The sequence below is a fragment of the Streptomyces sp. NPDC087420 genome (assembly GCF_044744165.1).
GTDB lineage: Bacteria > Actinomycetota > Actinomycetes > Streptomycetales > Streptomycetaceae > Streptomyces.
The window spans coordinates 359,663-381,899 of the sequence record NZ_JBIUXU010000005.1; the positions used below are offsets into that span (position 1 = coordinate 359,663).

Sequence of the window (22,237 nt, forward strand, 5' to 3'; positions counted from 1 at the left end):
GGGGCGGCGGCACTGCCTGGTCCGGATGATGGACCATTAAGACTGTCGCACAGGCACGGGAGGCCCGTGGGCCGATTGGCCACACTCGACGGGGTCATGCGGAAGGCATATGTCAGCGGCTGCACATCGGGAGGCTTCGGACAGTCCCGCGTCCGCCAGTCCCGCGTCCGGCGGCCCTACGGCAGGCCTCAGGTGACCGGCAGGCGGTGGAGCGCCACCAGCAGGCGCCAGATCCGGGTGGCGATGTCCTCCGGGGTGTCCTCGACCAGGCCGTGCAGCCAGTCGGCCAGCACCCCGGCGAAGACCGCCGCCACCGCCGACGCGATCAGGTCGGGGGCGGGCGCGCCCGCGAGCGCGCGCTCCGCCCTGCTGCGCTCGCGCAGTTGACGGTGGAGCAGTTCGCCCAGCGGGCCGCCGCCCCCCGGCCGCAGCAAGGTCCGGTACAGCGCCGCGTGCGGGGTCAGGCCGACGAAGAACGCGGTGAGCGGGGGCGGCGGCGTCCGTGGATCGGGAATGCCCCGCCACGCGTGCAGGGCGTCCACCGCATCCCGTACGACCTCCGCGCAGGCGTCGACCGCCAGCGCCTGGAGATCGGCGTAGTGCAGGTAGAACGTCGCCCGGCCGAGCCCCGCCCGGCGGGCCAGCGCGGCGACCCGGATCTCGTCCAGCGGGCGCTCCGCACACGCGTCGAGCAGCGCCTGCCGCAGCCTGGCGCGTGTCCCGGCCGTCCGCGGATCGCCCCCGCCGCCGGGCGGAAGGGCGGTCATCCGGCCGCCAGGACGACGGCCAGGGTGACCGCGCCGGGCAGCGCCTGGACGAAGAGGATGCGCCTGTTCGCGGTGAGGCCGCCGTACAGGCCCGCGACCGTCACGCAGATCGTGAAGAAGACCTGCACGCGGAAGCCGGTCGGGTCGGAGACGATCAGCCCCCATATGAGCCCGGCGGCCAGGAAGCCGTTGTAGAGACCCTGGTTGCCCGCGAGCGCGGCCGTCGCCCTGGCCATGTCCGCGTCGAAGCCGGAGAGTTCGCGGCCCTGTCTGCGCTCCCACAGGAACATCTCCAGCACCAGGATGTAGACGTGGAGCGCGGCCAACAGGCCGACCAGGACGTTCGCGGCTGTCTGCATGACGGGATCCCCCGATAGAGAACTTCTGGACAAGTGTCCCGGAAGTCTAGACACCTGTCCATGAGGGCGCCGCCCCGGCCCCCTCCTTGTGATGACTCCCGCCCTTGCGATGGCCCGTCGTGAGAGTTACGGTATCTAACAGAAGTGAGAGCATGTTCGCATCGTCATCCGGTCAACCCCGAGGGAGCCCCCATGTCCGCCGCCGCACCCGTCACCGCCGGTACCCCCCGTACCGCCCACACCGTGCTCGGCGCCGGCGCCGCCGGGACCGCGCTCGCCGCCGAACTGGCCCGCCGCGGCCACGCCGTACGCCTGGTGGACCGGTCCGGCACGGGCCCGGCCCCCGACGGCGTCGAACGCTTCGCGGCCGACGCGGGCACCCCCGAGGGAGCCCTGGCGGCCGTGGCGGGCGCCGACGTCGTCCACCACTGCCTCAACGTCGCCTATCACCTCCAGGTCGAGGTGATGCCCCGCATCCAGCGGGCCGTCCTGGCCGCCGTGGAGAAGACGGGTGCGCGCCTCGTCGTCCTCGACACGCTCTACCCGTACGGCGAGACGCACGGCGAGGTCATGACGGAGGAGACCCCCTGGCGGGCCACCTCCCGCAAGGGGCTGATGCGGGCGGAGCTGGACAGGATCTACCTCGACGCCCACCGCGAGGGCCGCGCCCGGGTCGTGCTCGGCCGCTCCGCCGACTTCGTCGGCCCCGGCGTCCTCAACTCGACCCTCGGCGGCGCGGTCTTCCCGGCGGCGCTGACCGGCGGAGAGGTTCCCGGCATCGGCGACATCGACCTGCCCCACAGCTACACGAACATCGAGGACGTGGCCACGGGCCTGGCGACCCTCGGCGAGCACCCCGAGGGGGACGGCCGGGTCTGGCACCTGCCCACCGCGCCCGCCGCCACCACCCGGGAGATCCTCACCCTGATCGGGGAACGCCTGGGCGCCCCGCTCACCATCGTCCCGCTCCCCGAGCCGCGCCCGTTCGGTCCGTTCGACGAGGTCTTCATGGCGGAGTACGAGGAGATGTTCTACCAGCACACCGAGCCGCAGATCGTGGACTCGTCCGCCTTCGAGAACGCCTTCGGCGTCCGGCCGGTCCCGCTGTCCCGGACGGTGGACAGCACCCTGGCGTGGTACCGCGAGCTGCTCGCCCCGGCGCAGGCGTGAGCCGGCGCGCGTACGTGCCTGAACAGGTACGGGCGTGCCTGAACAGGTACCGGCGTGAACGAGTGCGGGTGTGAATGAGCCGGGGCCCCCAGGGAAGCGCGTCCCTGGAGGCCCCGGCCAGCATTCCCCGTCGGGGGCGCTTGGAGTTAACGCGGTCAGTCTGGCCCGCGTGGGATCACGTACGGCGTTGCCGCGCCGCGCTCACCAGATGGACTCCACCCATTCGGGGTGGTCGATGAACGGGTTCCGGTTGTGCTGGTACGACGTGTATATGACGTCGTTGCGGCGCTTCTCGAACGTGTCCGGCGGGTCCTGGTCGTTCCACCGCTTGAGCACGGACAGCTTCCCCATCAAGGGGTTGGAGCCGTTGTTGACCTTGTCGTTGGCTTCGAGGTCGGCCCACGCGTCGTCACCCTCGTACCGCACGGCCATGTACAGGATCATCCGGGCCACGTCGCCCTTCACGGCGTTGCGCGGCTCGAAGGAGTCGGAGTCGGTGTAGTTGCCCGGTGCGCCCGATACCGCGCTGCCGCCCAGGTCGAAGTCCTTGTTCCCGCGCGTCGAGTTCACCCCGACCTCGCTCGGCCGCAGGTGGTGGATGTCGGTGCCGGGGCCGGCCGACGTACCGAAGCCGCCGTGCGACTGGGCCCAGACGTGCTCGCGGTTCCAGTCGCCCGAGTTGCCGCCGTTGCTCGCCTTCGACTGGGACTTCCCGGTGTAGAGCAGGATCACGTTCGACTTGTTCGCCGGGTCCTCGTCGGTGACCTTGAGAGCCTCCCACACCGCCGCGTACGAGATCTTCGTCTGCGTCTTGATGATCGAGTGCAGCGCTGTCCTGAGCTGGGGGCCGCTCTTGCCGAGTGCGCTCTGGTAGTACGTGTCGTCGAGCGCGGCCCGCGGGGTCGCGGCGGGCGCCGCGGCGGCGGTGGTGGCGAGCACCGCGGTGGCGGCGCAGAGGGCCAGCAGCGTGCGCCTGACGGTGTGTCGGCGACGAACCATGTGGGGGGTTTCCCTTCGGGCGGGACCACCACGGCGCACGATTCACAGGGTCGGGAGTGGCACTGTGGTGGTCGTACGGAACGGTTCAGCGGGAGCCTTCCACAGGACCTGTGGACCTGGAGTGAACGCCCCGTGTTGGTCATGTGCAGGTCAAATCTATGGGGCGGGCGGGGCGGGAGAGTGGTCTGTGACGTCCCGTCAGGGCGGGGAGCGGTGACAGGGTGCCCGGTTGCGGCGGGTCTGCGGTCATATCGTGGTGCGACGGCCGTGAATCCGCCGAACTTTGGTCCATACCTATCCCTTGACGGCCCCACCTCCTCTCCCTTAAATCAAGTATTGAAATAAGCGTCCGAGACGGCATCCCTGATCTTCACACCCTCTCGGCGCCTGGAATGTCATGCGCATGCCCCCCACATGAAGTGATGTGATGACCTGTGCGAACCCCCTTGCGGCGCCGGATGGCGCTGTACGGCCTTGCTCTCCTGTGTTGTGCGAGCGCCATCGCGGCCGGCCCTGCGGGCGCGGCCACCGCGGCCCCCGCACCGGTTCCCGCCGCCGCGGCGGCGGTGACGTTCAACGACGACTTCAACGGTCCCGCCGGCTCCGGCGTGGACGGCAGCAAGTGGCAGTTGGAGACCGGCGACAACGTCAACAACCACGAGCGGCAGTACTACACCTCGGGTACCAACAACGCCGCCCTCGACGGCGCCGGCAACCTGGTCATCCAGGCCCGCAAGGAGAACCCCAACAACTACCAGTGCTGGTACGGCCGGTGTGAGTACACCTCGGCCCGGCTGAACACCGCCAACAAGTTCAGCGCGCAGTACGGCCGTGTCGAGTCGCGCATCAAGATCCCGCGCGGCCAGGGCATCTGGCCCGCCTTCTGGATGCTCGGCAACGGTGGCGGCGGCTGGCCCGCCCAGGGCGAGATCGACATCATGGAGAACGTCGGCTTCGAGCCCAGCACCGTCCACGGCACCCTGCACGGCCCCGGCTACTCCGGCGCCGAGGGCATCGGCGCGGGCTACACCCTTCCGGGCGGCCAGCAGTTCGCCGACGCGTTCCACACCTTCGCGATCGACTGGGCCCCGAACTCCATCACCTGGTCGGTCGACGGCGTCGTCTACCAGCGCAGGACGCCCGCCGATCTCGGCGGCGACGCCTGGGTGTTCAACAAGTCCTTCTTCATGATCCTGAACCTCGCGGTCGGCGGCTACTGGCCCGGTGACCCCAACGGCAGCACGGTCTTCCCCCAGTACATGGTCATCGACTACGTCCGCGTCACCACCGGCGACACCGGCACTCCCGGTACGGGCAAGGCGATCAAGGGCCTCGGCGGCAAGTGCGTCGACGTCGCCGCGGCAAGTTCCGCCAACGGCACGCCTGTCCAGCTGTACGACTGCAACGGTTCGGCCGCGCAGCAGTGGACGGTGGGCACCGACGGTACGATCCGCGCGCTCGGCAAGTGCCTCGACGTCAAGGACGGCAGTGCCGCCGACGGCGCGCAGCTCCAGATCTGGGACTGCTCCGGCGCCAACAATCAGAAATGGGCCACGCCCGCGGCGCTGGACGTCGTGAACATCCAGGCGAACAAGTGCCTGGACGTCCCGAGCGCCAACCAGGCCAACGGCACCCGGCTCCAGATCTACACCTGCAACGGCTCCGCCGCGCAGAAGTGGACGGTGAACGCCTCATGACGCGCGTACGCGGGTTCCTCAAGCCCCTGGCCGTCCTGGCGGCCCTGCCGCTCGCGGTGGGCGCCTCGATCGTGAGCACCTCCACCCCCGCCGCGGCGGCGGTCGGCACGATCACCGGCCTCGGCGGCAAGTGCGTCGACGTGGCGGCGGCAAGCTCCGCCAACGGCACGGCCGTTCAGCTGTACGACTGCAACGGTTCGGCCGCGCAGCAGTGGACGGTGGGCACCGACGGCACGGTCCGCGTGCTCGGCAAGTGCCTCGACGTCAAGGACGGCAGTGTCGCCAACGGCGGCCAGCTCCAGATCTGGGACTGCACCGGCGCCGCCAATCAGAAGTGGACCGTCTCCGCGGCCCGCGACATCGTGAACACCCAGGCGAACAAGTGCCTGGACGCCACGGGCAACAGCTCGGCCAACGGCACCCGCCTCCAGATCTGGACCTGCACGGGCACCGCCAATCAGAAGTGGACCGCGCCCGCGGCCGGCGGTGGCGGCGGCGACACCCCGCCCCCCGCGCCCGGCGCCATGGCGGTCGCGCCGTACATCTACAACGGCTGGGGCAGCCCGCCCAGCCCGGTCACGATCATGAACGCGACCGGCGTCAAGTGGTTCACACTGGCGTTCGTGCTCAGCAACGGCTACTGCAATCCGCAGTGGGACGGCGGCCGTCCGCTCACCGGTGGCGTCGACCAGCAGACGGTCAACACCGTGCGCGCCGCGGGCGGCGACATCGTCCCGTCGTTCGGCGGCTACAGCGGCAACAAGCTGGAGAGCTCCTGCTCCAGCGCGGGCGAGCTGGCGGCGGCGTACCAGAAGGTCATCAACGCGTACAGCCTCAAGGCGATCGACATCGACCTGGAGGCGGCCGCGTACGACAACCCGACCGTCCAGCAGCGGACGATCGACGCGCTCAAGACCGTCAAGGCCAACAACCCGGGCATCAAGGTCTACATCACCATCGGCACCAGCATCAACGGTCCCGACACCAGCCTGATCAACCGCGGCGCGGCCGCCGGCCTGACCGTCGACAGCTGGACGATCATGCCCTTCGACTTCGGCGGGGCCGGCCAGAACATGGGCACCCTCACGCTCCGCGCGGCCGAGGGCCTCAAGACCGCGGTCAAGAACGCGTACGGGTACAGCGACGACACGACGTACCGCCGCATCGGCATCTCGTCGATGAACGGCATCACCGACGTCAACGAGACGGTGACCGTGGCGGACTTCCGTACGATCCTCGCCTACGCCCAGCAGCACCACCTCGCGCGGCTGACCTTCTGGTCCGCCAACCGTGACCGGCCGTGCCCCGGGGCGTACCCGAACAACGACACCTGCTCCGGTGTGAGCCAGCAGGCGTGGGAATTCACCCGCACGTTCGCCCAGTACGCCGGCTGAACCATCAAGGAGCACCAGTGAACTCACGCACCGAAGGCGGCGGGATCCTCCGCCGCCGGGGCCGGACGGGACCGTCGGTGACGACGCTTCTCGTCGCGGCGGCGTCCCTCTGCACGGCGCTCGTCGCGCTGCCCGCCCAGGCAGCGCCGTCGAGCGCCCCGCAGACGGCCCCGCGAGCGGCCCAGGCCGCCGCGGCCCTCCCCACCGGCTGGGTCAACGTCGTCAACAAGGGCAGCGGCAAGTGTGTCGACGCGGCCGCCGCCGGCACGGCCAACGGCACCGCCGTCCAGCAGTACGCCTGCAACGGCACCACCGCCCAGAACTGGACCCTGACGGACACCGGGAGCGGCCGCGTCAGGGTCGGCAACCGCAGCGCCGCCAGCCAGGTCTGGGACGTCAAGGACGTCTCCACCGCGGACAGCGCCGCCATCCAGCTGTGGCTGTACAGCGGCGGCCTCAATCAGCAGTGGCAGCCCGTGGAAGAGGCGGACGGGGCCTATCACTTCGTGAACGGCAACAGCGGCAAGTGCCTCGACGTGCCCGCCGCCTCGACCGCCGACGGAGTGGTCCTCGGCCAGTACACCTGCAACGGGTCCGCCGCCCAGTCCTTCCGGCTGACCGCGGCCGACACCCCGCCGCCCGCCGGCACCCCGGACCTCGGCCCCAACGTCCAGGTCTTCGACCCGTCGATGCCGTCCGCGACGATCCAGAGCCGGGTGGACGCGGTCTTCCGCCAGCAGGAGACCAACCAGTTCGGCACCCAGCGCCAGGCGTTCCTGTTCCGTCCCGGCAACTACAACAACGTCAACGTCAACGTCGGCTTCTACACCCAGGTCGCCGGCCTGGGCCTGAGCCCCGACGACGTCAACATCGGCGGCACGGTGCACGTCGAGGCCGACTGGTTCCCGCCGCAGAACGCCACGCAGAACTTCTGGCGCAGCGCCGAGAACCTCTCCGTCACGCCACCCTCGGGCACCGACCGCTGGGCCGTCTCGCAGGCCGCCCCGTACCGCCGTATGCACGTGCGCGGCAACCTCGCGCTGGACGACGGCGGCTGGGCCAGCGGCGGCTTCATGGCCGACACCAAGGTCGACGGCCAGGTCCGCTCCGGTACGCAGCAGCAGTGGCTGTCCCGCAATACCGAGTGGGGCAGCTGGACCGGGCAGAACTGGAACATGGTGTTCGTCGGCGCGAGGAACGCGCCCGCCGGCACCTTCCCCAACCCGCCCTACACCACGGTCGCGACCACCCCGCAGATCCGTGAGAAGCCCTTCCTGTACGTGGACGCGGCCGGCGCCTACAAGGTGTTCGTACCCGCACTGCGCAACAACTCGTCCGGCACCACCTGGAGCGCCGGCACCCCCGCAGGTACGTCCATCCCGCTGGACCAGTTCTACATCGCCAAGCCCGGCGCGAGCGCCGCAGACATGAACGCGGCCCTGGCCGCGGGCAAGAACCTGCTGGTCACCCCGGGTGTCTACCACCTGAACCAGACCATCAGGGTCACCCGCCCCGACTCGGTCGTCCTCGGTCTCGGCCTCGCCACCTTCATCCCGGACAACGGCATCACCGCCGTCTCCGTCTCGGACGTCGACGGCGTGAAGGTCGCGGGTCTGCTCATCGACGCGGGTCCGGTCAACTCCCAGCGTCTGATGGAGGTCGGCGCCGACGGCTCGAACGTGAGCCACGCGGCCAACCCGACCTCGCTGCACGACGTGTTCTTCCGGATCGGCGGCGCGGGCGTCGGCAAGGCGACCACCAGCCTGGTGGTCAACAGCCGCAACGTCATCGGTGACCACATGTGGATCTGGCGCGCCGACCACGGCAGCGGGGTCGGCTGGACCACCAACACGGCGGACACCGGCCTGATCGTGAACGGCGCCGACGTCACCATGTACGGCCTGTTCGTCGAGCACTACCAGAAGCACCAGACCATCTGGAACGGCAACGGCGGCAAGACGTACTTCTACCAGAACGAGATGCCGTACGACCCGCCCAACCAGGCGGCCTGGATGAACGGCAGCACGCAGGGGTACGCCGCCTACAAGGTGGCGAACACCGTGACGAGCCACGAGGCGTACGGGCTCGGCAGCTATTGCTTCTTCAACGTCAACAACGGAGTGACCGCGGAGCACGCGTTCGAGGTTCCCAACACTCCGAACGTGAAGTTCAAGAACATGGTGACCGTGTCGCTCGGCGGGGTCGGGACCATCCGGCACGTGATCAACGACAGGGGCGGCCCGTCGAACTCGTCCACCAACGTGGCGAACCTCGTCAGCTACCCGTAACACCGCACCACCCGTAACACCATCTCAGGAAGGCCCCGGGCGGCCCGCGCGAGCGGATGCCCGGGGCCTTCCCGCTGCCTCCGTCCGGACCCCGCCGACGGGCGCTGATGCCCTGCGGACATCACCATCGACACAAGAGGTCTTGGACGGGTCCCCGCCCCCCGGGCGATCGTGGAGGAGCCGGCCACACTCCGGGGCCGGGCTTATGGAGGCACAGAATGTCAGTCACCAAGGTGTTCCTCACGGGCGGCTCCGGCTACGTCGGCCGGCCCACCGTCGCCGCACTGGTCCGGCGGGGCATCACCGTCGCCGCGCTCGCCCGCAGCGAGCACTCCGCGCGCAGGCTGTCCCGCCTGGGGGCGGAACCGGTACGCGGCACCCTCACCGACACCGCCGTCCTGCGCGAGGCCGCGTCCCGCGCGGACGGCGTGATCCACCTGGGCTCCGACGTCGGCCCCGGCGGCGACGAGGTCGACCGCGCCGCCGCCGAGGCCCTCCTCGACGGGGTCGGCGCGGGACCGTACGTCCACACCGGCGGGGCCTGGGTGTACGGCGACACCGACGGGGTCACCGACGAGGACGCGCCCCAGAAGCCGCCGGCCCTCACCGCCTGGCGCCGGGCCAACGAGGACCTGGTCCTGGGCCGCGCGGCGACCGGGGGACACCCCGTGCTCGTCATGCCGGGGGTGGTCTACGGCCACGGCGCCGGACTCATCGAGATGTTCTACACCGCCCCGGCGCGCGAACGGGGCGCGGCGCCGGTGATCGGCGACGGCCGCAACCACTGGGGCGTGGTCCATGTCGACGACATCGCCGAGCTGTACGCGCTGGCGCTCGGCGCGCCCGCCGGTTCGGTGTACGTGGGTGTCAGCGAGGAGGCACCCACCCAGGCGGACATCGCGGCCGCCGCCGCCGAGGCCGCGGGGCACCCCGGCCGGACGGAATCCCTGAGCCTGGAGGCGGCCCTGGAGCGGATGGGGCCGATCGCCGAGGCCTTCGCCCTGGACCAGCGCATGACCAGCGCCCGGGCCCGCAGGGACACCGGCTGGCAGCCGCGGCACGTGGACGACGTGCTGACGGAGATCGCGCGGCCCACCCAGGCCTGACCACCGCGGCCCGAACGGGTCCCCGGCCGGGCGTCACCGCCGCCCGGGGGCCCGCCCTCACGTCAGGGGTTCCACCTCCAGGAACCGCCGCCTGCGGGGACCCCGGTACAGCAGCGCCTCCCACCCCAGGCGCCTCAGCTCCGCCGCGCAGCGCCCCAGCGCGCGCTCCTCGTCCTGGGCGGCCCCGCCGCCGGGCGGACCGGCCCACTCCACCCGTACGGTCCCCGGCCGCTCGCCCTCCCGCACCAGGAAGCCGGTCGCCACCCGCGGCCCGGCGGCTTCCACCGCGGACGGCGCGATCCCCGCCGCCTCCAGCGCGAGCGCCACGGCCCGCACCGGCCGCTGCCGCTCCCACGCCGCCGGTACGGCCACGGGGTCGCCCGTCCCGGTGTGTGTCAGCCGGCGGATCTGGAGCAGCCCCTCGAAGGCGACCCGTACCTCAGCGGCCCGCACCCGGGGCGCCACACCGGACACCGGCCCGTCACCCGTCGCGGCCTCGAAGCCGCCGTCGCCCCGTGCCCCGCCGCTCGGTGCCCCGTCGTCCCCCGCCATCGCCCGCGCCCCTGTCCCGTTCGCCCTGTACCGTCCCGGAGACTGTGCCACGGACTGTGCCGGGGCGGCCGGGGCGGCCGGGGTGCGGACGCGGCTCAGTTCGCGCCCTGCACCCGCCGGCGGAGGTTGGTCAGCGCGTAGTGCTGGCGGGACTTCACCGTCCCGGGCGGTATGCCCAGGATGCCGGCCGTCTCCTGCACGGTCCGGCCGCAGATGTACGTGTGCACCAGCACCTCCCGGTGCTCCACCGACAGCTGCCGCAACAGGTACGTGGCGTCGACCGACGCGAGCACGGAGTCGGCGTGGTCCCGCTGGGCCATGTCCTGGTTGTCGGTGCCCACCGTCTCGTACCGGTTGGGGGCGCTGCGCATCCGGTCGATGACCAGGTTGCGCGCGACCGTCAGCAGCCAGCCACGGACGGAACCGTCCGTGCTGTACAGCCGCTCGGTGTGGCGCCAGGCGCGGATCATGGTCTCCTGGACGACGTCCTCGGCGAGCTGCCGGTCGCTCAGCAGCTTCTCGGCGTACGCGAGCAGCGCCTTCCCGTGATCTGCCACCAGTACGTGGAGGAGCTGTTCCTGGCCGGCCTGCGAGGAGGCCTTGGGTGCCGCGATTGGCTTCATGTCCTGGTTCCTGAGGGGAATCGTGCCGGCTCCGGTCGGGAGTGCCACCTGGGAGAGAGCCTAGGCAGGACCCTGTGCCGAAAAACTGACGGAAACCGTCAGACCCTCAGCACCGGTGAGTCGCGGTGCGCCGGCCCGCCGAGCGAATGAAGTTTGTCCCGGACCCCCTCGGCGTCGGGATGATCGAAACCGTCGAAGATCTCCAGCGCCCGCAGCCAGGCCGAGGAGGCCCGTACGGGAGCCCCCAGCGCCGCCTGGGTGTCCCCGATGTGCACGAGCGTGTCCGCCTCCAGCGGGCAGTCCCGCAGCTCGCGGTACAGGTCCAGGGCGTGTCCGTACGACGCCAGGGCCTGCTGGTACTGGCGCAGGTGGTGATGGGCGTACCCCAGGCTGTCCCAGGCCGCCGCCTCGCCGTTGCGGTCCCCGATCTCCTGGTGCAGCGCCAGGGACTGGCGGCACTCCGCGAGCGCCGTCTCGTACTCGCCGAGCAGGATGTGCGTCCAGCCGACCTCGTTGAAGATGCTGCCCAGGCCGCTGGTGTGGGACGCCTCCCGGTAGTGGACGGCCGCCTGCCGGTAGTGCTCCAGGGCCTGGAGGTGGCGGCCGAGCCGGTTGGACTGGAACGCCAGGTATCGGTGGGTCCTGCCCATGCCGACCGGATCGTTCAGCTCGCCGTACAGCTCCAGCGCCCGGGACAGCTGGGCACGGGCCTCGTCGTGACGCCTCAGCCGCCCGCCGACAAAGCCGAGGACCTGATGCGCGTGCGCCTGCCCGTACACGTCGCCGAGCCGCTGCGCGGCCGTCACCGCGAAGGTCTGCATGGTCAGCTGGTCCTGGTAGCGTCCGCGCCGGTCGAGGAACAGCTCCAGGATCGCGGCCAGCCGCCAGCAGTGGCCGGTCGAGCCGTACCGGGCGTCCTGCTCGACGGACGAGAGCAGGACGGAGCGCTCCCTCTCGATCCAGTCGGCGGCCTCCCGCGCGTCGGCGAAGGTGAGCGGACCGGAGCCCGGCGCGGGCGGCGGCAGCGGGAAACGCTCCCGGTGGGGCGCCATCGACGTGTCGGCGGCCAGCGCGGTGTGCAGGTAGTGGTCCTGCATCCGGTGGCGGGCGGCGGAGCGGTCGTCCTTGGAGTCCTGCGCGTGGGCCAGCTCGGCGCCGTACGCCCGCAGCAGCTCGTGCGACGCGAAGCGGCCCGGCATCTGCTCGGTCAGCAGCTGCGCGCGGACCAGCTCGGCCAGCGCCGGCCGCACCTCCGGCTCCCGCAGGCCGGCCAGACTCGCCGCCGCCGCCGTCGAGCAGCACGGCCCCGGGTGTAGGGCGAGCAGCCGGAACAGCCGTGCGGCGGCGGGGGTGAGGGTGCGGTACGACCAGGAGAAGACGCTGCGCGCGTCCGTGACGGGGTCCCCGCCGGCGAAGGCGTCGAGACTGCCGTGGCCGCGGCGCAGCTCGGCGGCGATGGAGGAGAGCGGGAAGCCGGGGTGTACGGCGGCGCGGGCACTGACGATGGCCAGGGCCAGCGGAAGACGTCCGCAGAGGGCGACGATCTCGTCGGCGGCGTCGGACTCGGCGGTGAGCCGGTCCGCGCCCAGGCGCCGGGCCAGGAACTCCCGTGCCTCGGAGACGGTCAGCACGTCCAGGGTGACGGGGCGGGCGCCGTCGGCCGCTATCAGCCCGTGGAGCTGGTTGCGGCTGGTGACGATGGCGAGACATCCGGGCGCTCCCGGCAGCAGGGGGCGCACCTGCTCGGTGTCCCTGGCGTTGTCCAGCAGGACGAGCACCCGGCGGCCCGCGAGGAGACTGCGGTAGAGCGCGGCCTGGGCGTCCAGACCGGTGGGGATGCGGTTCGGGTGGACCCCGAAGGCGTCGAGGAAGGTACGTATCGCGTCGGCCGGGTCCATGACCGAGCCAGTCGGGTCGAAGCCGCGCAGATTGACGTAGAGCTGCCCGTCCGGGAAGCGGTGCGCGACCTCGTGGGCCCAGCGCACGGCGAGCGTGGTCTTGCCGACCCCGGCCATGCCCCCGATGGCACTGATCACCACGGCGGCCGGCTGCTCGCCCTCGTCGGGCAGCAGGGCGTGGCTCCTGGCCAGCTCGGAGCGGCGGCCGGTGAACGCGGACAGGTCGGCGGGCAGCTGCGCCGGGCGCACCTTGGGCGCGTACGTCCGCTCCCCGGCGCTCTCGGGTCCGGCCGGCTCGTCGTTCTGCCCGTCGGCGGGCTCCGTGGGCGGTACGGAATCGTCGGCGTCCCCGCCGGGTGCGTCGGCAGGCGTCGCCGGGGCGGGTCCGGCCGGCACGCTCTGGCGCAGGACCTGCTGCTGGGCGGCCCGCAGCTCAGGACCCGGGTCCAGTCCCAGCTCGTCGGCGAGCCGGGCCCGTACCGCCTGGTAGACACCGAGGGCCTCGGCCTGGTGGCCGGTCGCCGCGAGCACGACGATCAGCCGGGCCTGGAGCACCTCGTCCAGCTGGTGGTGGGCTGCGGCGTGCCGGAGCGTGATCAGCACCCGCCCGGTGAGGCTCGGACCGGTCTCCAGCGCCCTCTCCGCGGCTTCCTTCACCACGGCCAGGTGCTCACGGTCGACGGCGGCGAAGACGGGGTGCGCCTGGGTCCGCGGGGGGATGCCGGTGGCCGTCGGGCCGCGCCAGAGGCCGAGGGCCTCGATGAGCAGCTCGGTGGCGCCGGCCGGGTCCCCGGCCTCGGACGCCCGCCTGGCCTCGTCCCGCAGGGCGCGGAAACGCAGCAGGTCCACCGCGTCCGGGTCGACGTCCAGGCGGTATCCCCCGGAACCGCGCACCAGTCGCCGGGAGGCCGCGCGGGTCGGCAGGTCGGGCTCCAGGAGGCGGCGCAGCGCGCCCACGTGCCGGTGCACCACGTTCACCGCGCTGTCCGGGGGGTCCTGCCCCCACAGCACGTCGAGGATCTCGTGGACGGCCACCGGCTGTCCCGCCTGCGTCAGCAGCAGCGCGAGCAGGGCCCGCTGCTTGGGAGGGCCCAGTTCCAGCTCGGTTCCGTGACGCCAGGCTCTGACCGGCCCCAAAACTGTGAAACGCACAGTCGGCGAGTCTAGGCCGTCACTTCGCCCGGTGACGGGCCGCCGCACCCGTGGAACCGCAACAGCTTTGTCCTCAGGGGGAGTTGCCCGCGTAATAGATGCACGCAACAACTATTAACCGGATCCGCGTGACTGTACGGAGGCGACAAGAGACCCCGACCGGACGGGGGACGCCGATCGGGGTCGATTGAAGGAAGGGTGCGGATGGCGGTCGCCTCGCGGCGATGGGCTCCATGGGGCTTCAGCCGAACGATCTTCCCCATGGGCGATTCTCAAATGGGGCCCGGGGACACTGTTCCATCCGCGTCCTCAGTGTGTTCAACGGCGGCCCCCCGGAGAATGTTCCCGCCGCCGTCCCGGGCCGTGATCAGGACGGGAACTCGTCCTCGGGCACCTCGCTGGTCGTCGCGTTGCCACCGGCGGTCTTCTTCAGGGAGAAGGTGAGGATTGTGTACTGCGTGCCGCCGGAGACCTGGCGGGTGTTGAAATCCGCCTTGTCGTCGAACTTCTGGAACGAGCAGTCGCGGGTGAAGGACTTCTTCGACGAGCTCCAGTCCGTGCCCGACGCGAAGTACACGGTGTACCCGCCGTCGGCGACGCGCCGGACGGTCGCGTCCTTGCCCTTGCGTATGTACACGGTGAAGTTGGTCCGCTGCCCCTTGGTCAGGGTGACCACCGCGTCGGACGAGGTGCCGTTCTTGATGACGAGCCGGCCCAGGCCCCCCTGCCGCCGGTCCTTCACGAGAGAGTTGTTGCCGAGGCGCCGGTGCCTGGCCTTCTCCGTACGGGGCAGCTTGAGGTCCACGGCGTAACCGAGAGCGGTCAGCGTGGCGTCGGCCTTCCGTACGGACGCCAGCGCGTCGTCCGAGCGCAGTGTGATCCGAGGCGAGGTGGCGCAGCGCCCGCCGTCCGTCTGCGCGTCGCCGAGGCTCACGCCCAGGTCACGCACGGCCTCGGCGAGAGCGGTGTTCCCGCTCCAGGCGTCGTCGGGCACCCGCTCCGCGTCGAGCAGGCCGGCGGCGGTCTCCGCGGCGCTGCTCGCGGTGTCGAGCGCGGTGTTGAGCGCCTTGCCCTCACTCGCGCGGTCCACTGTGCGGAGGGTGGCGTCGAGCGGGGCGACGATCTTGGCGAGTGCCTGGCGGTAGGCGGCGGGGTCGACGGGGGTGGGGGTCGGCGTGGCCGGCGTCGCCGGCGTGGTGCTGGCCACCGTGGCGGGGGTCTTCGGGTCCCCGCCGTCCCCGGAACACGCTGTCAACGGCAGCGCGAGTGCCAGCACGGCACTGAGCGCGGTGGCGGTTTTTGACCTGCGCGCACGTAAAAGCTTCACCCTGTTGCCCCTGTCCCCCTGCGGCACCCGGTCCGGCGCCGCACACGCAGGCTTGATACCCAGGGCCCGCCTCTGCGATACCTCCCTGCTGGCGTCGGCGCGGGACCGGCCTTACGGTGAAGGTGCACTGACTCGAAGTGACCTGTGCGGTCGGACGGGCGGCGGCGATATGGCGAACAACGAAGAGCGGACCGGCGGGCTGATCTGTAGCCATCTCGCGGATGTGGACGAGGTGACGCCCGACAGCGAGGACAGCTGCCTGGATTGTGTGGCGCTGGGTGACAGCTGGGTGCACCTGCGGGAGTGCCAGACGTGCGGGCACATCGGCTGCTGCGACTCGTCGAAGAACAAGCACGCGACGGCGCACTACGAGGCGACCGGGCATCCGCTGATCCGGTCTTACGAGCCGGGTGAGGGGTGGTGGTGGTGCTATGAGGACGAGATCGTCTTTGAGGTAGAGGGCATTGCTCCCGTGCGGTGAGCGGTGTCCGTTGCGCTTACTGATTGTCCTCAAACGCCGGACGGGCTTGGTTGTGCCGGCTGCGGGCCGGCTTTTTGGGTGCGGGTCGGTTGCCGGGGGCCGGGCAGGGGTCGTGCCCTGCACTGCATGTTTTACGTCGCGTTCAGCACCTTGTTTTGATCAACGTTCGCCATGCGACACAAAACACGCTCTACGTTCCGGACACGACCCCTGCCCGTCCCCCTTCCAGGCCCGCGTCAAGACACACATCCAGCCTGTCCGGCGTTTGAGGACATCGGTAAGCGGCACCCGCGCACCGGGCAGGGGCACAATCAAGCCCGTCCGGCGATTGAGGACAAACGCGAACTACGGCCGCGCGGCCGTAGTTACCGCGACGTCACAGTGAAGAGCGCTCCGTCCGGGTCGCGCAGCGTCGCCTCGCGGAGGCCCTCCGTCGCTTCCGGGGGCGAGATCAACCTCCCGCCGTCCTTCACCGCCGCCTCCACCGACCGTGAAACCTCCGGCACCCGGAAGTACACGTGCCACCGCGGACGCGACTGCGGATCCGGCGTGGCCTGCACCGCGCCCCCGCGGATCCGCGCCACCACCTGCTCGTCCTGTCGCAGCACCGCGTGGTCCTCCTCGTGGACGAGCGTGAAACCGTCCGCGGTCTCCGGCGCCCAGCCGAGTACCTGCCCGTAGAACCTCGCCGCGTCCACCGTGTCCCGCGTCCGCAGCTCCAGCCAGGCCGGCGCGCTCCCGCGTCCCACCGTCCAGTCGGAGCGCACCGCGCCCTCCCAGATGCCGAAGGCGGCTCCGTCGGGGTCCGTGGCCAGCGCGGCCCGCCCCGTGTGGAAGGCCAGCGGTCCCACCGCGACGGTCGCGCCGCGTTCCCGGATCCGGGCCGCCGCCTCGTCCACGTTCGCGACGGCGAAGTACGGCGTCCAGGAGACCGCGACCTGGAGCGACGAGGCGAGCGCGCCGATGCCGGCGACGGCCATCCCGTCGGAGAGCGCCACGCAGAAGTCGTCGCCGAGCCCCGCGGCCCGGTAGCTCCAGCCGAGGACGTTTCCGTAGAAGGCCTGCGAGGCGGAGAGTTCACGCGAGAGCAGGGTCACCCAGCAGGGAGCCCCGGCCACAGCCTGTGAGTTCACCTTGTCGTGTTCCACACCGCTCACACCGCTCACACCGCTCACTCCGCCCACGTCCGACTCCATGAATGAGTCCCTACTCTGCCAGGCCGGTCCCGGAGCGTCGGAGGCCGGTCATGACCGCACGTCAACGGGGGTACGTTTTCAGCACCTTGCCCTTCCGGTCGGCGGCCAGATACGCGCCGCCGTACTCGTCCGACACGTAGACGAGGAGCACGGGCTGGTCGTCGGCGAACACCCACGCGGGTTCGACGATCAGGTAGTGACTGGTCGGCTTGCGCACGCCGAGATCGTTGTCCGCCTTGCGGAGCAGCTCGGGGATCTTGTCCCAGTCGAAGGACGTGAGGTCGACGCTGCCCTCCCCGGAGACGAGTTCCCGGCCAGGACCCAGGCGCGTGGCCGCGCCGTTCCGGTACTCGTACCGGTCGAACAGCTTCTTCTCGCCCTTGACCAGCGCCTCGGCGGACGCGAACTGCTCGTGCACCGTGAAGCTGGTGGCCTCCGTACCGCCCATGACGGGGTCGAGCGCGGTGATGACCTTCTTGACGGCCGCGGGCGACAACAGGTCCTCGGCGGCGGCGGGTGCGGGGGTCGGCGTGGGCGTGGGGGAGAGGGACCGGGAAGGCGACTGGTCCGGCGCGGAGGCGGCGGGGCGGTCGGCGGACGGGCCGCCTTCACCGTCCGTGGCCTCGGACTCGGTGGAGAACGGTGCCAGGTACCAGGTGAACGCCCCGGCCACGGCGATACCGGCGACCGTCGCGGCGATGGAGATCCTGCGGGCCAGGCGGATCCGCGCCGGGGTGTTCGTGGAGACGGGTCGCGGGGGCGCGTACGGAGGCGTCGGAAACGGCGCGTACGGAGGCGTCGGAGACGGCCCGGGCAGCGACGGCCCCGCCGTGCGCAGCCGCGTGGTGGGCGTACCGGGCACGGCGTCCGCGGGCTCCGGCCACCGCGCCCCGCGCTCCACCGCCGCCAGCAGCCCGTCGAGCGCCGCCGCGTCGGGCCGGGCGGCCGTGTTCCGGTCCAGCAGCGCGACCAGTACGGGCGCCAGCGGCCCCGCCCGGACGGGCGGCGGTATCTCCTCGTCGAGCACGGCCGCCAGCGTGGCCAGCGCGGACGTCCTGCGCAGCGGATGGCGTCCCTCGACGGCGACGTACATCAGCATGCCCAGGGACCAGAGGTCGGACGCGGGGTTGCCCTCGTCGCCCCGGATGCGCTCGGGCGCGATGTAGTCGGGCGAGCCGATGAGCTCACCCGTGGCCGTGAGGTTGGAGGACTCGCGCAGCGCGGCGATGCCGAAGTCCGTGAGCACGGGGCGGCCGTCGGCGCGCAGCAGTACGTTGGCGGGTTTCACATCGCGGTGGTGGATGCCGACCGCGTGCGCGGCGCGCAGCGCCGACAGCACACCGCGGCCGATCGCGGCGGCCTCGACGGGGGTCAACGGTCCCTGTTCCAGGCGTTCCTGGAGCGAGTGGCCGGGCACCAGCTCCATGACGATCCAGGGATGCGCCACCTCCGCCGCGTCCACGATGTGATAGATCGTCACCACCCCGGGGTGGTCGATCGCGGCCAGGGCCTGGGCCTCCCGCAGGACGCGCTCGCGCAGCACCCGCGCGGCCGTCGGGTCCGCCGCCATCATGGCGGGGTCCGGCGGCCGCACCTCCTTGAGCGCCACCTCACGGTGGAGGGCCAGGTCGCGGGCGCGCCACACGAGGCCCATACCGCCGCCGCCCAGCCGGTCGAGCAGTTCGAACCGGCCGTCGATGACACGTCCCGCGGATCCCCCTGGATTCATGGCGCTCAGGGTACGAGGCGCCGGCAGCCACTTTCGCCCCAGGGCGTGTCACCGCAGCAGCAGTTGCAGCCCGCCGAGCACGGTCGCCCCGATCACGAGACGTTCGAAGAGCCGCTGGTCGATGCGGTTCACACAGATCTTGCCGAGGTACGCGCCGGGGAGGACGAACAGGACCAGGACGGCGTCGAGCAGCAGGGAGTGGACGTCGATCAGGCCCAGCCCCACGCTGAACGGGACCTTGGTCGTGTTGACGATCAGGAAGAACCACGCCGAGGTGCCGAGGAAGCCCAGCTTCTGGAAGCCCGCGGAGAGCAGGTACATCGACATCACCGGGCCGCCCGCGTTGGCGACCATCGTGGTGAAGCCGCCGAGCACCCCGTACGAACCGGCCTTGACGCGCCCGCCCGCCGACGACGCCGCCGGCACCGCCGCCGAGGTCTCCGCCCCGCCGCGCCTCCGCCACATCGTGACGCCGGCCATCAGCAGCAGGATGGCCCCGATGGACGTACGGACGGCGTCGTTCCCCGCCAGGAGCAGGAACACCGTGCCCAGCACGACCCCCGCCGCGACCGCGGGGAACAGCCGCCACAGCGTCGGCCAGTGCGCGTGCCGCCGGTAGGTCAGGACCGCCAGTACGTCCCCGACGATCAGGATGGGCAGCAGGACACCCGTCGATTCACGCGCCGGCAGGACGGTCGCGAACACGGCCAGGCTGACGGTGTTGGCTCCGCTCACGGCCGTCTTCGAGAAGCCGACCAGAGTCGCCGCCGCCGCCAGTGCCGCGAATCCCCACCACGATATGTCCATGCCGGGAAGTGATGGTATGCCTTCCTGCCTGCGGGGCGTCCGCCGGGCACCGCGCGGACGGGGCCGTCAGAGCCCTCCCTGGCTCAAACTCCGCCCTGCGCGCGGCGGGACAGGTCGTCCCATTTCTCCCAGCCGTCGAGACGCCGGCCGTACTCCTCCCGCAGGATCTCCAGGCCGCCCCGGCCCAGGAAGACGCGCAGCGGCGGGGCCGCGCTGTCGGCGAGTTCGAGGAGGGCGTCGCGGGTGTCCCGGGGGTCGCCCGTGACCAGTCCGTCCGCCCCGGCGTAGAGGGCGGCGCGGGCCGGGTCGTACGCCGGATCGGCCGTCGCCCGGACACCGTTCTCCAGCAGGCCGGTGCCGTACGCGATCGGCTCGACCAGCGTCACCCGGATCCCGAACCCGGCGACCTCGGCGGCGAGGGACTGCGTGAGGCCTTCGAGCGCCCACTTGGACGCGTGGTAGAGACCCAGGGTCGGGAAGGCCAGGACACCTCCTACGGAGGAGACCTGGATGATGCTTCCGCCGCCCCTCGCCCGCAGCAGCGGGACGGCGGCCTTGGTCACCCACAGCGCGCCGAAGAAATTGGTCTCGATCTGCTGCCTGGCCTGCTCCTCACCGACCTCCTCGACGGCTCCGAACTGCATGAATCCCGCGTTGTTCACGACGACGTCGAGGGCGCCGAAATGCTCGGCGGCCCGGCTCACCGCCGCGTCCACCGCCGCCTTGTCGGTGACGTCCAGCGCGAGGGTCAGCACACGGTCGCCGTGCCGCTCGGCGAGCGGCTCCAGCGTGGTGAGGTCCCGGGCGGTCGCGGTGACCCGGTCGCCCCGCTCCAGGGCGGCTTCGGCCCAGTGCCGGCCGAAGCCCCGGGAAGTGCCGGTGATGAACCACGTCTTGGGCGTGTTCCCGCTCGTCGTCCGGGCTGTGGTCTCGCTCATGGGGAAGGCTCCTGCGGGTCCGGGGGGTGTCCTGCGGCCCGGCGCCGGATTCCCGGCGCCGGGCCTCCAGCCTCCGCCGTCCACGGCCCGTGCGGCAGAGAGCGGTTGTCCAGGGATCGGCGATCCCTGGCTGAGTGCGGCGAAGCCCCTGATACTGGACACATGGACAGAGCTCAACTGGCTGATTTCCTGCGGGCCCGCCGGGAAGCGCTCCGGCCCGCGGACGTCGGGCTCGGACCGGGCGTCCGCAGGCGGACGGCCGGGCTGCGGCGTGAGGAGGTCGCGGCACTGGCCACGATGTCCACCGACTACTACGCCAGACTCGAACAGCAGCGCGCGCCCCAGCCCTCCCCGGTCCTGCTGTTGTCCCTGGCCCGGGCGCTGCGGCTGACCCTGGACGAGCGGGACCACCTCTTCCGGCTGGCCGGGCAGCACATCCCCGAACGCCACGCGGCGAGCGAGCACGTCAGCCCGGCGCTGCTGCGGATGTTGGACCGGCTCTACGACACCCCGGCGCAGGTCATGACGGATCTCGGCGAGACCCTCGCGCAGAACCGCCTGGCGAGGGCGCTGTTCGGTGACTTCGAGCACCGTACGGGCGCGGCGCGCAGCTGTGTCTACCGGTGGTTCACCGAGCCCGGCGCCCGGTCCGGGTACGCGGTGGAGGAACAGCGGGAGGAGAGCCGGGTGATGGTCGCCGACCTGCGTGCGGCGCTCGTACGGCGCGGGCAGGACCCGAGGTCCCGGGCCCTGGTGGCCCGGCTGCGGGCGGAGAGCGACGAGTTCGCGGGGATCTGGGCCGATCACGAGGTCGGTGTGCTCCGGGGGCGCCGCAAGCGGATCAGCCACCCCGAGGTGGGGGTGGTCGAACTGGACTGCCAGGCGCTCATCGAGGAGAGCAGGTCGCAGGTGCTCGCGGTGTTCACCGCGGCCCCCGGCACGCAGGCGCAGCGGCGGCTGGAGCTGCTGTCCGTGGTCGGCGCGCATCTCGCCGAGCGCTGAGCCGCACACCGGCGGACACCGGTGGGGCCGGGGCCCGGATATTCGCAGGACACCGGCCCGCCCGCGTCCGTACGCTCCTCGGAATGGACGTTGTGGGCACACCGATCATCAAGGCGCTGGACGGATACCGCGCGCAGGACCCGGCGGAGGCGGCCGACGTACGGCGCGTCCGCGAACTGGCCGGGACCGCGCCGGATCCATGGCTCCGCTCGACCCCCCTCCACACGACGGCCTCCGCGCTGATCGTGCACCCGCCGAGCGGCCGGGTGCTGATGCGCTGGCACCCGGGCATGCGGTCGTGGTTGCAGGTCGGCGGCCACGGAGACCCGGGAGAGAGCGAACCCCTCGGCGTCGTCCTGCGCGAGGGCGCGGAGGAGACCGGGCTCACCGACCTGACGCCGTGGCCGGACGCGTCGCTCGTCCACGTGGCCGTGGTGCCCGTCCCCGCCCGGGGCGACGAACCGGCCCACGAACACGCCGACCTGCGCTTCGTCCTGGCCACGGCCCGACCCGACGAAGCGCGTCCCGAGAACCCCGACGCGCCCCTGCGCTGGCTGACCCCCGCCGAGGCCGTGGAGGACACCGCGCTGGCCAACGTCCGCGACACGATCCGGCGGGTGGAGAGGCTGCTCGCCGTCACCGCACGCTGACAGGGGCGGGGCACCGCCCCGGATCCGGGCGTGCCAGAGTGCTGCGAGACGACGAAGCAGGACGTACGGACGGGCCCGGCCCGTACGTACGACGCAGCGAAG

19 protein-coding genes are annotated in these 22,237 nt (G+C 71.7%); 8 read left to right on the forward strand and 11 right to left on the reverse strand.

Features of this window, described 5'->3' with window-relative positions:
- Positions 1–188: 188 nt before the first annotated feature.
- Together ACIO1C_RS12500 and ACIO1C_RS12505 are read right to left on the reverse strand one after the other, a co-directional pair.
- Positions 189–767, reverse strand: coding sequence for a TetR/AcrR family transcriptional regulator (locus ACIO1C_RS12500; protein WP_401861756.1), 579 nt, complete (start codon positions 765–767; stop codon positions 189–191).
- Positions 764–1,126 (reverse strand): DUF1304 domain-containing protein, encoded by a 363-nt coding sequence (locus tag ACIO1C_RS12505; RefSeq protein WP_401861757.1) that lies wholly within the window; start codon positions 1,124–1,126, stop codon positions 764–766. Before ACIO1C_RS12505 ends, ACIO1C_RS12500 begins: the two co-directional genes overlap by 4 nt.
- A gap of 192 nt (positions 1,127–1,318) precedes the next feature.
- Here ACIO1C_RS12505 and ACIO1C_RS12510 point away from each other — a divergent pair, with 192 nt between their 5' ends.
- Entirely contained in the window at positions 1,319–2,296 is a 978-nt protein-coding gene (locus ACIO1C_RS12510; RefSeq protein ID WP_401861760.1) for an NAD-dependent epimerase/dehydratase family protein, read from the forward strand.
- Between the two features lie 201 nt (positions 2,297–2,497).
- Here ACIO1C_RS12510 and ACIO1C_RS12515 read toward each other — a convergent pair whose 3' ends face one another.
- The gene (locus tag ACIO1C_RS12515; protein ID WP_401861763.1) at positions 2,498–3,295 is read right to left on the reverse strand and encodes an endonuclease I family protein; all 798 of its coding nucleotides are present in this window, start codon (positions 3,293–3,295) and stop codon (positions 2,498–2,500) included.
- A 458-nt stretch (positions 3,296–3,753) separates the two neighbouring features.
- On the opposite strand from ACIO1C_RS12515, the gene ACIO1C_RS12520 reads away from it, so the two are divergent.
- The 4 genes from ACIO1C_RS12520 to ACIO1C_RS12535 all read left to right on the forward strand — a co-directional run bounded on the left by ACIO1C_RS12520 (position 3,754) and on the right by ACIO1C_RS12535 (position 9,780).
- Positions 3,754–4,992, forward strand: coding sequence for a family 16 glycosylhydrolase (locus ACIO1C_RS12520; protein WP_401862182.1), 1,239 nt, complete (start codon positions 3,754–3,756; stop codon positions 4,990–4,992).
- Positions 4,989–6,386 carry a ricin-type beta-trefoil lectin domain protein gene (locus tag ACIO1C_RS12525; RefSeq protein WP_401861764.1) on the forward strand — a complete coding sequence of 466 codons (1,398 nt, stop codon included), beginning with the start codon at positions 4,989–4,991 and terminating at the stop codon, positions 6,384–6,386. Before ACIO1C_RS12520 ends, ACIO1C_RS12525 begins: the two co-directional genes overlap by 4 nt.
- A gap of 17 nt (positions 6,387–6,403) precedes the next feature.
- Positions 6,404–8,674 carry an RICIN domain-containing protein gene (locus ACIO1C_RS12530; RefSeq protein WP_401861767.1) on the forward strand — a complete coding sequence of 757 codons (2,271 nt, stop codon included), beginning with the start codon at positions 6,404–6,406 and terminating at the stop codon, positions 8,672–8,674.
- Positions 8,675–8,892: 218 nt separating this feature from the next.
- Positions 8,893–9,780 carry an NAD-dependent epimerase/dehydratase family protein gene (locus ACIO1C_RS12535; RefSeq protein ID WP_401861770.1) on the forward strand — a complete coding sequence of 296 codons (888 nt, stop codon included), beginning with the start codon at positions 8,893–8,895 and terminating at the stop codon, positions 9,778–9,780.
- Positions 9,781–9,837: 57 nt separating this feature from the next.
- On the opposite strand, the gene ACIO1C_RS12540 is transcribed toward ACIO1C_RS12535, so the two are convergent.
- The 4 genes from ACIO1C_RS12540 to ACIO1C_RS12555 form a co-directional block, all read right to left on the reverse strand.
- Positions 9,838–10,332 carry a hypothetical protein gene (locus ACIO1C_RS12540; RefSeq protein ID WP_401861772.1) on the reverse strand — a complete coding sequence of 165 codons (495 nt, stop codon included), beginning with the start codon at positions 10,330–10,332 and terminating at the stop codon, positions 9,838–9,840.
- Between the two features lie 95 nt (positions 10,333–10,427).
- Positions 10,428–10,955 (reverse strand): sigma-70 family RNA polymerase sigma factor, encoded by a 528-nt coding sequence (locus ACIO1C_RS12545; RefSeq protein ID WP_401861774.1) that lies wholly within the window; start codon positions 10,953–10,955, stop codon positions 10,428–10,430.
- 98 nt (positions 10,956–11,053) lie between these two features.
- Complete coding sequence (locus ACIO1C_RS12550) at positions 11,054–14,005, reverse strand: AfsR/SARP family transcriptional regulator (RefSeq protein ID WP_401861777.1); 2,952 nt, start codon at positions 14,003–14,005, stop codon at positions 11,054–11,056.
- 367 nt (positions 14,006–14,372) lie between these two features.
- Positions 14,373–15,332, reverse strand: coding sequence for a hypothetical protein (locus ACIO1C_RS12555; RefSeq protein WP_401861779.1), 960 nt, complete (start codon positions 15,330–15,332; stop codon positions 14,373–14,375).
- Between the two features lie 169 nt (positions 15,333–15,501).
- Here ACIO1C_RS12555 and ACIO1C_RS12560 point away from each other — a divergent pair, with 169 nt between their 5' ends.
- A complete protein-coding gene (locus ACIO1C_RS12560) occupies positions 15,502–15,813 on the forward strand; it encodes a UBP-type zinc finger domain-containing protein (RefSeq protein ID WP_401861782.1) in 312 nt (103 codons plus the stop codon).
- A 365-nt stretch (positions 15,814–16,178) separates the two neighbouring features.
- Here ACIO1C_RS12560 and ACIO1C_RS12565 read toward each other — a convergent pair whose 3' ends face one another.
- The 4 genes from ACIO1C_RS12565 to ACIO1C_RS12580 all read right to left on the reverse strand — a co-directional run bounded on the left by ACIO1C_RS12565 (position 16,179) and on the right by ACIO1C_RS12580 (position 20,483).
- Complete coding sequence (locus tag ACIO1C_RS12565; RefSeq protein WP_401861783.1) at positions 16,179–17,009, reverse strand: VOC family protein; 831 nt, start codon at positions 17,007–17,009, stop codon at positions 16,179–16,181.
- 61 nt (positions 17,010–17,070) lie between these two features.
- Complete coding sequence (locus tag ACIO1C_RS12570) at positions 17,071–18,738, reverse strand: serine/threonine-protein kinase (RefSeq protein WP_401861786.1); 1,668 nt, start codon at positions 18,736–18,738, stop codon at positions 17,071–17,073.
- Between the two features lie 48 nt (positions 18,739–18,786).
- The gene (locus ACIO1C_RS12575) at positions 18,787–19,545 is read right to left on the reverse strand and encodes a sulfite exporter TauE/SafE family protein (RefSeq protein WP_401861789.1); all 759 of its coding nucleotides are present in this window, start codon (positions 19,543–19,545) and stop codon (positions 18,787–18,789) included.
- Positions 19,546–19,628: 83 nt separating this feature from the next.
- Complete coding sequence (locus ACIO1C_RS12580; RefSeq protein ID WP_401861792.1) at positions 19,629–20,483, reverse strand: SDR family NAD(P)-dependent oxidoreductase; 855 nt, start codon at positions 20,481–20,483, stop codon at positions 19,629–19,631.
- Positions 20,484–20,645: 162 nt separating this feature from the next.
- On the opposite strand from ACIO1C_RS12580, the gene ACIO1C_RS12585 reads away from it, so the two are divergent.
- Entirely contained in the window at positions 20,646–21,485 is an 840-nt protein-coding gene (locus tag ACIO1C_RS12585) for a helix-turn-helix domain-containing protein (protein WP_401861794.1), read from the forward strand.
- Positions 21,486–21,568: 83 nt separating this feature from the next.
- The gene (locus ACIO1C_RS12590; protein ID WP_401861796.1) at positions 21,569–22,135 is read left to right on the forward strand and encodes an NUDIX hydrolase; all 567 of its coding nucleotides are present in this window, start codon (positions 21,569–21,571) and stop codon (positions 22,133–22,135) included.
- Positions 22,136–22,237 lie beyond the last annotated feature (102 nt).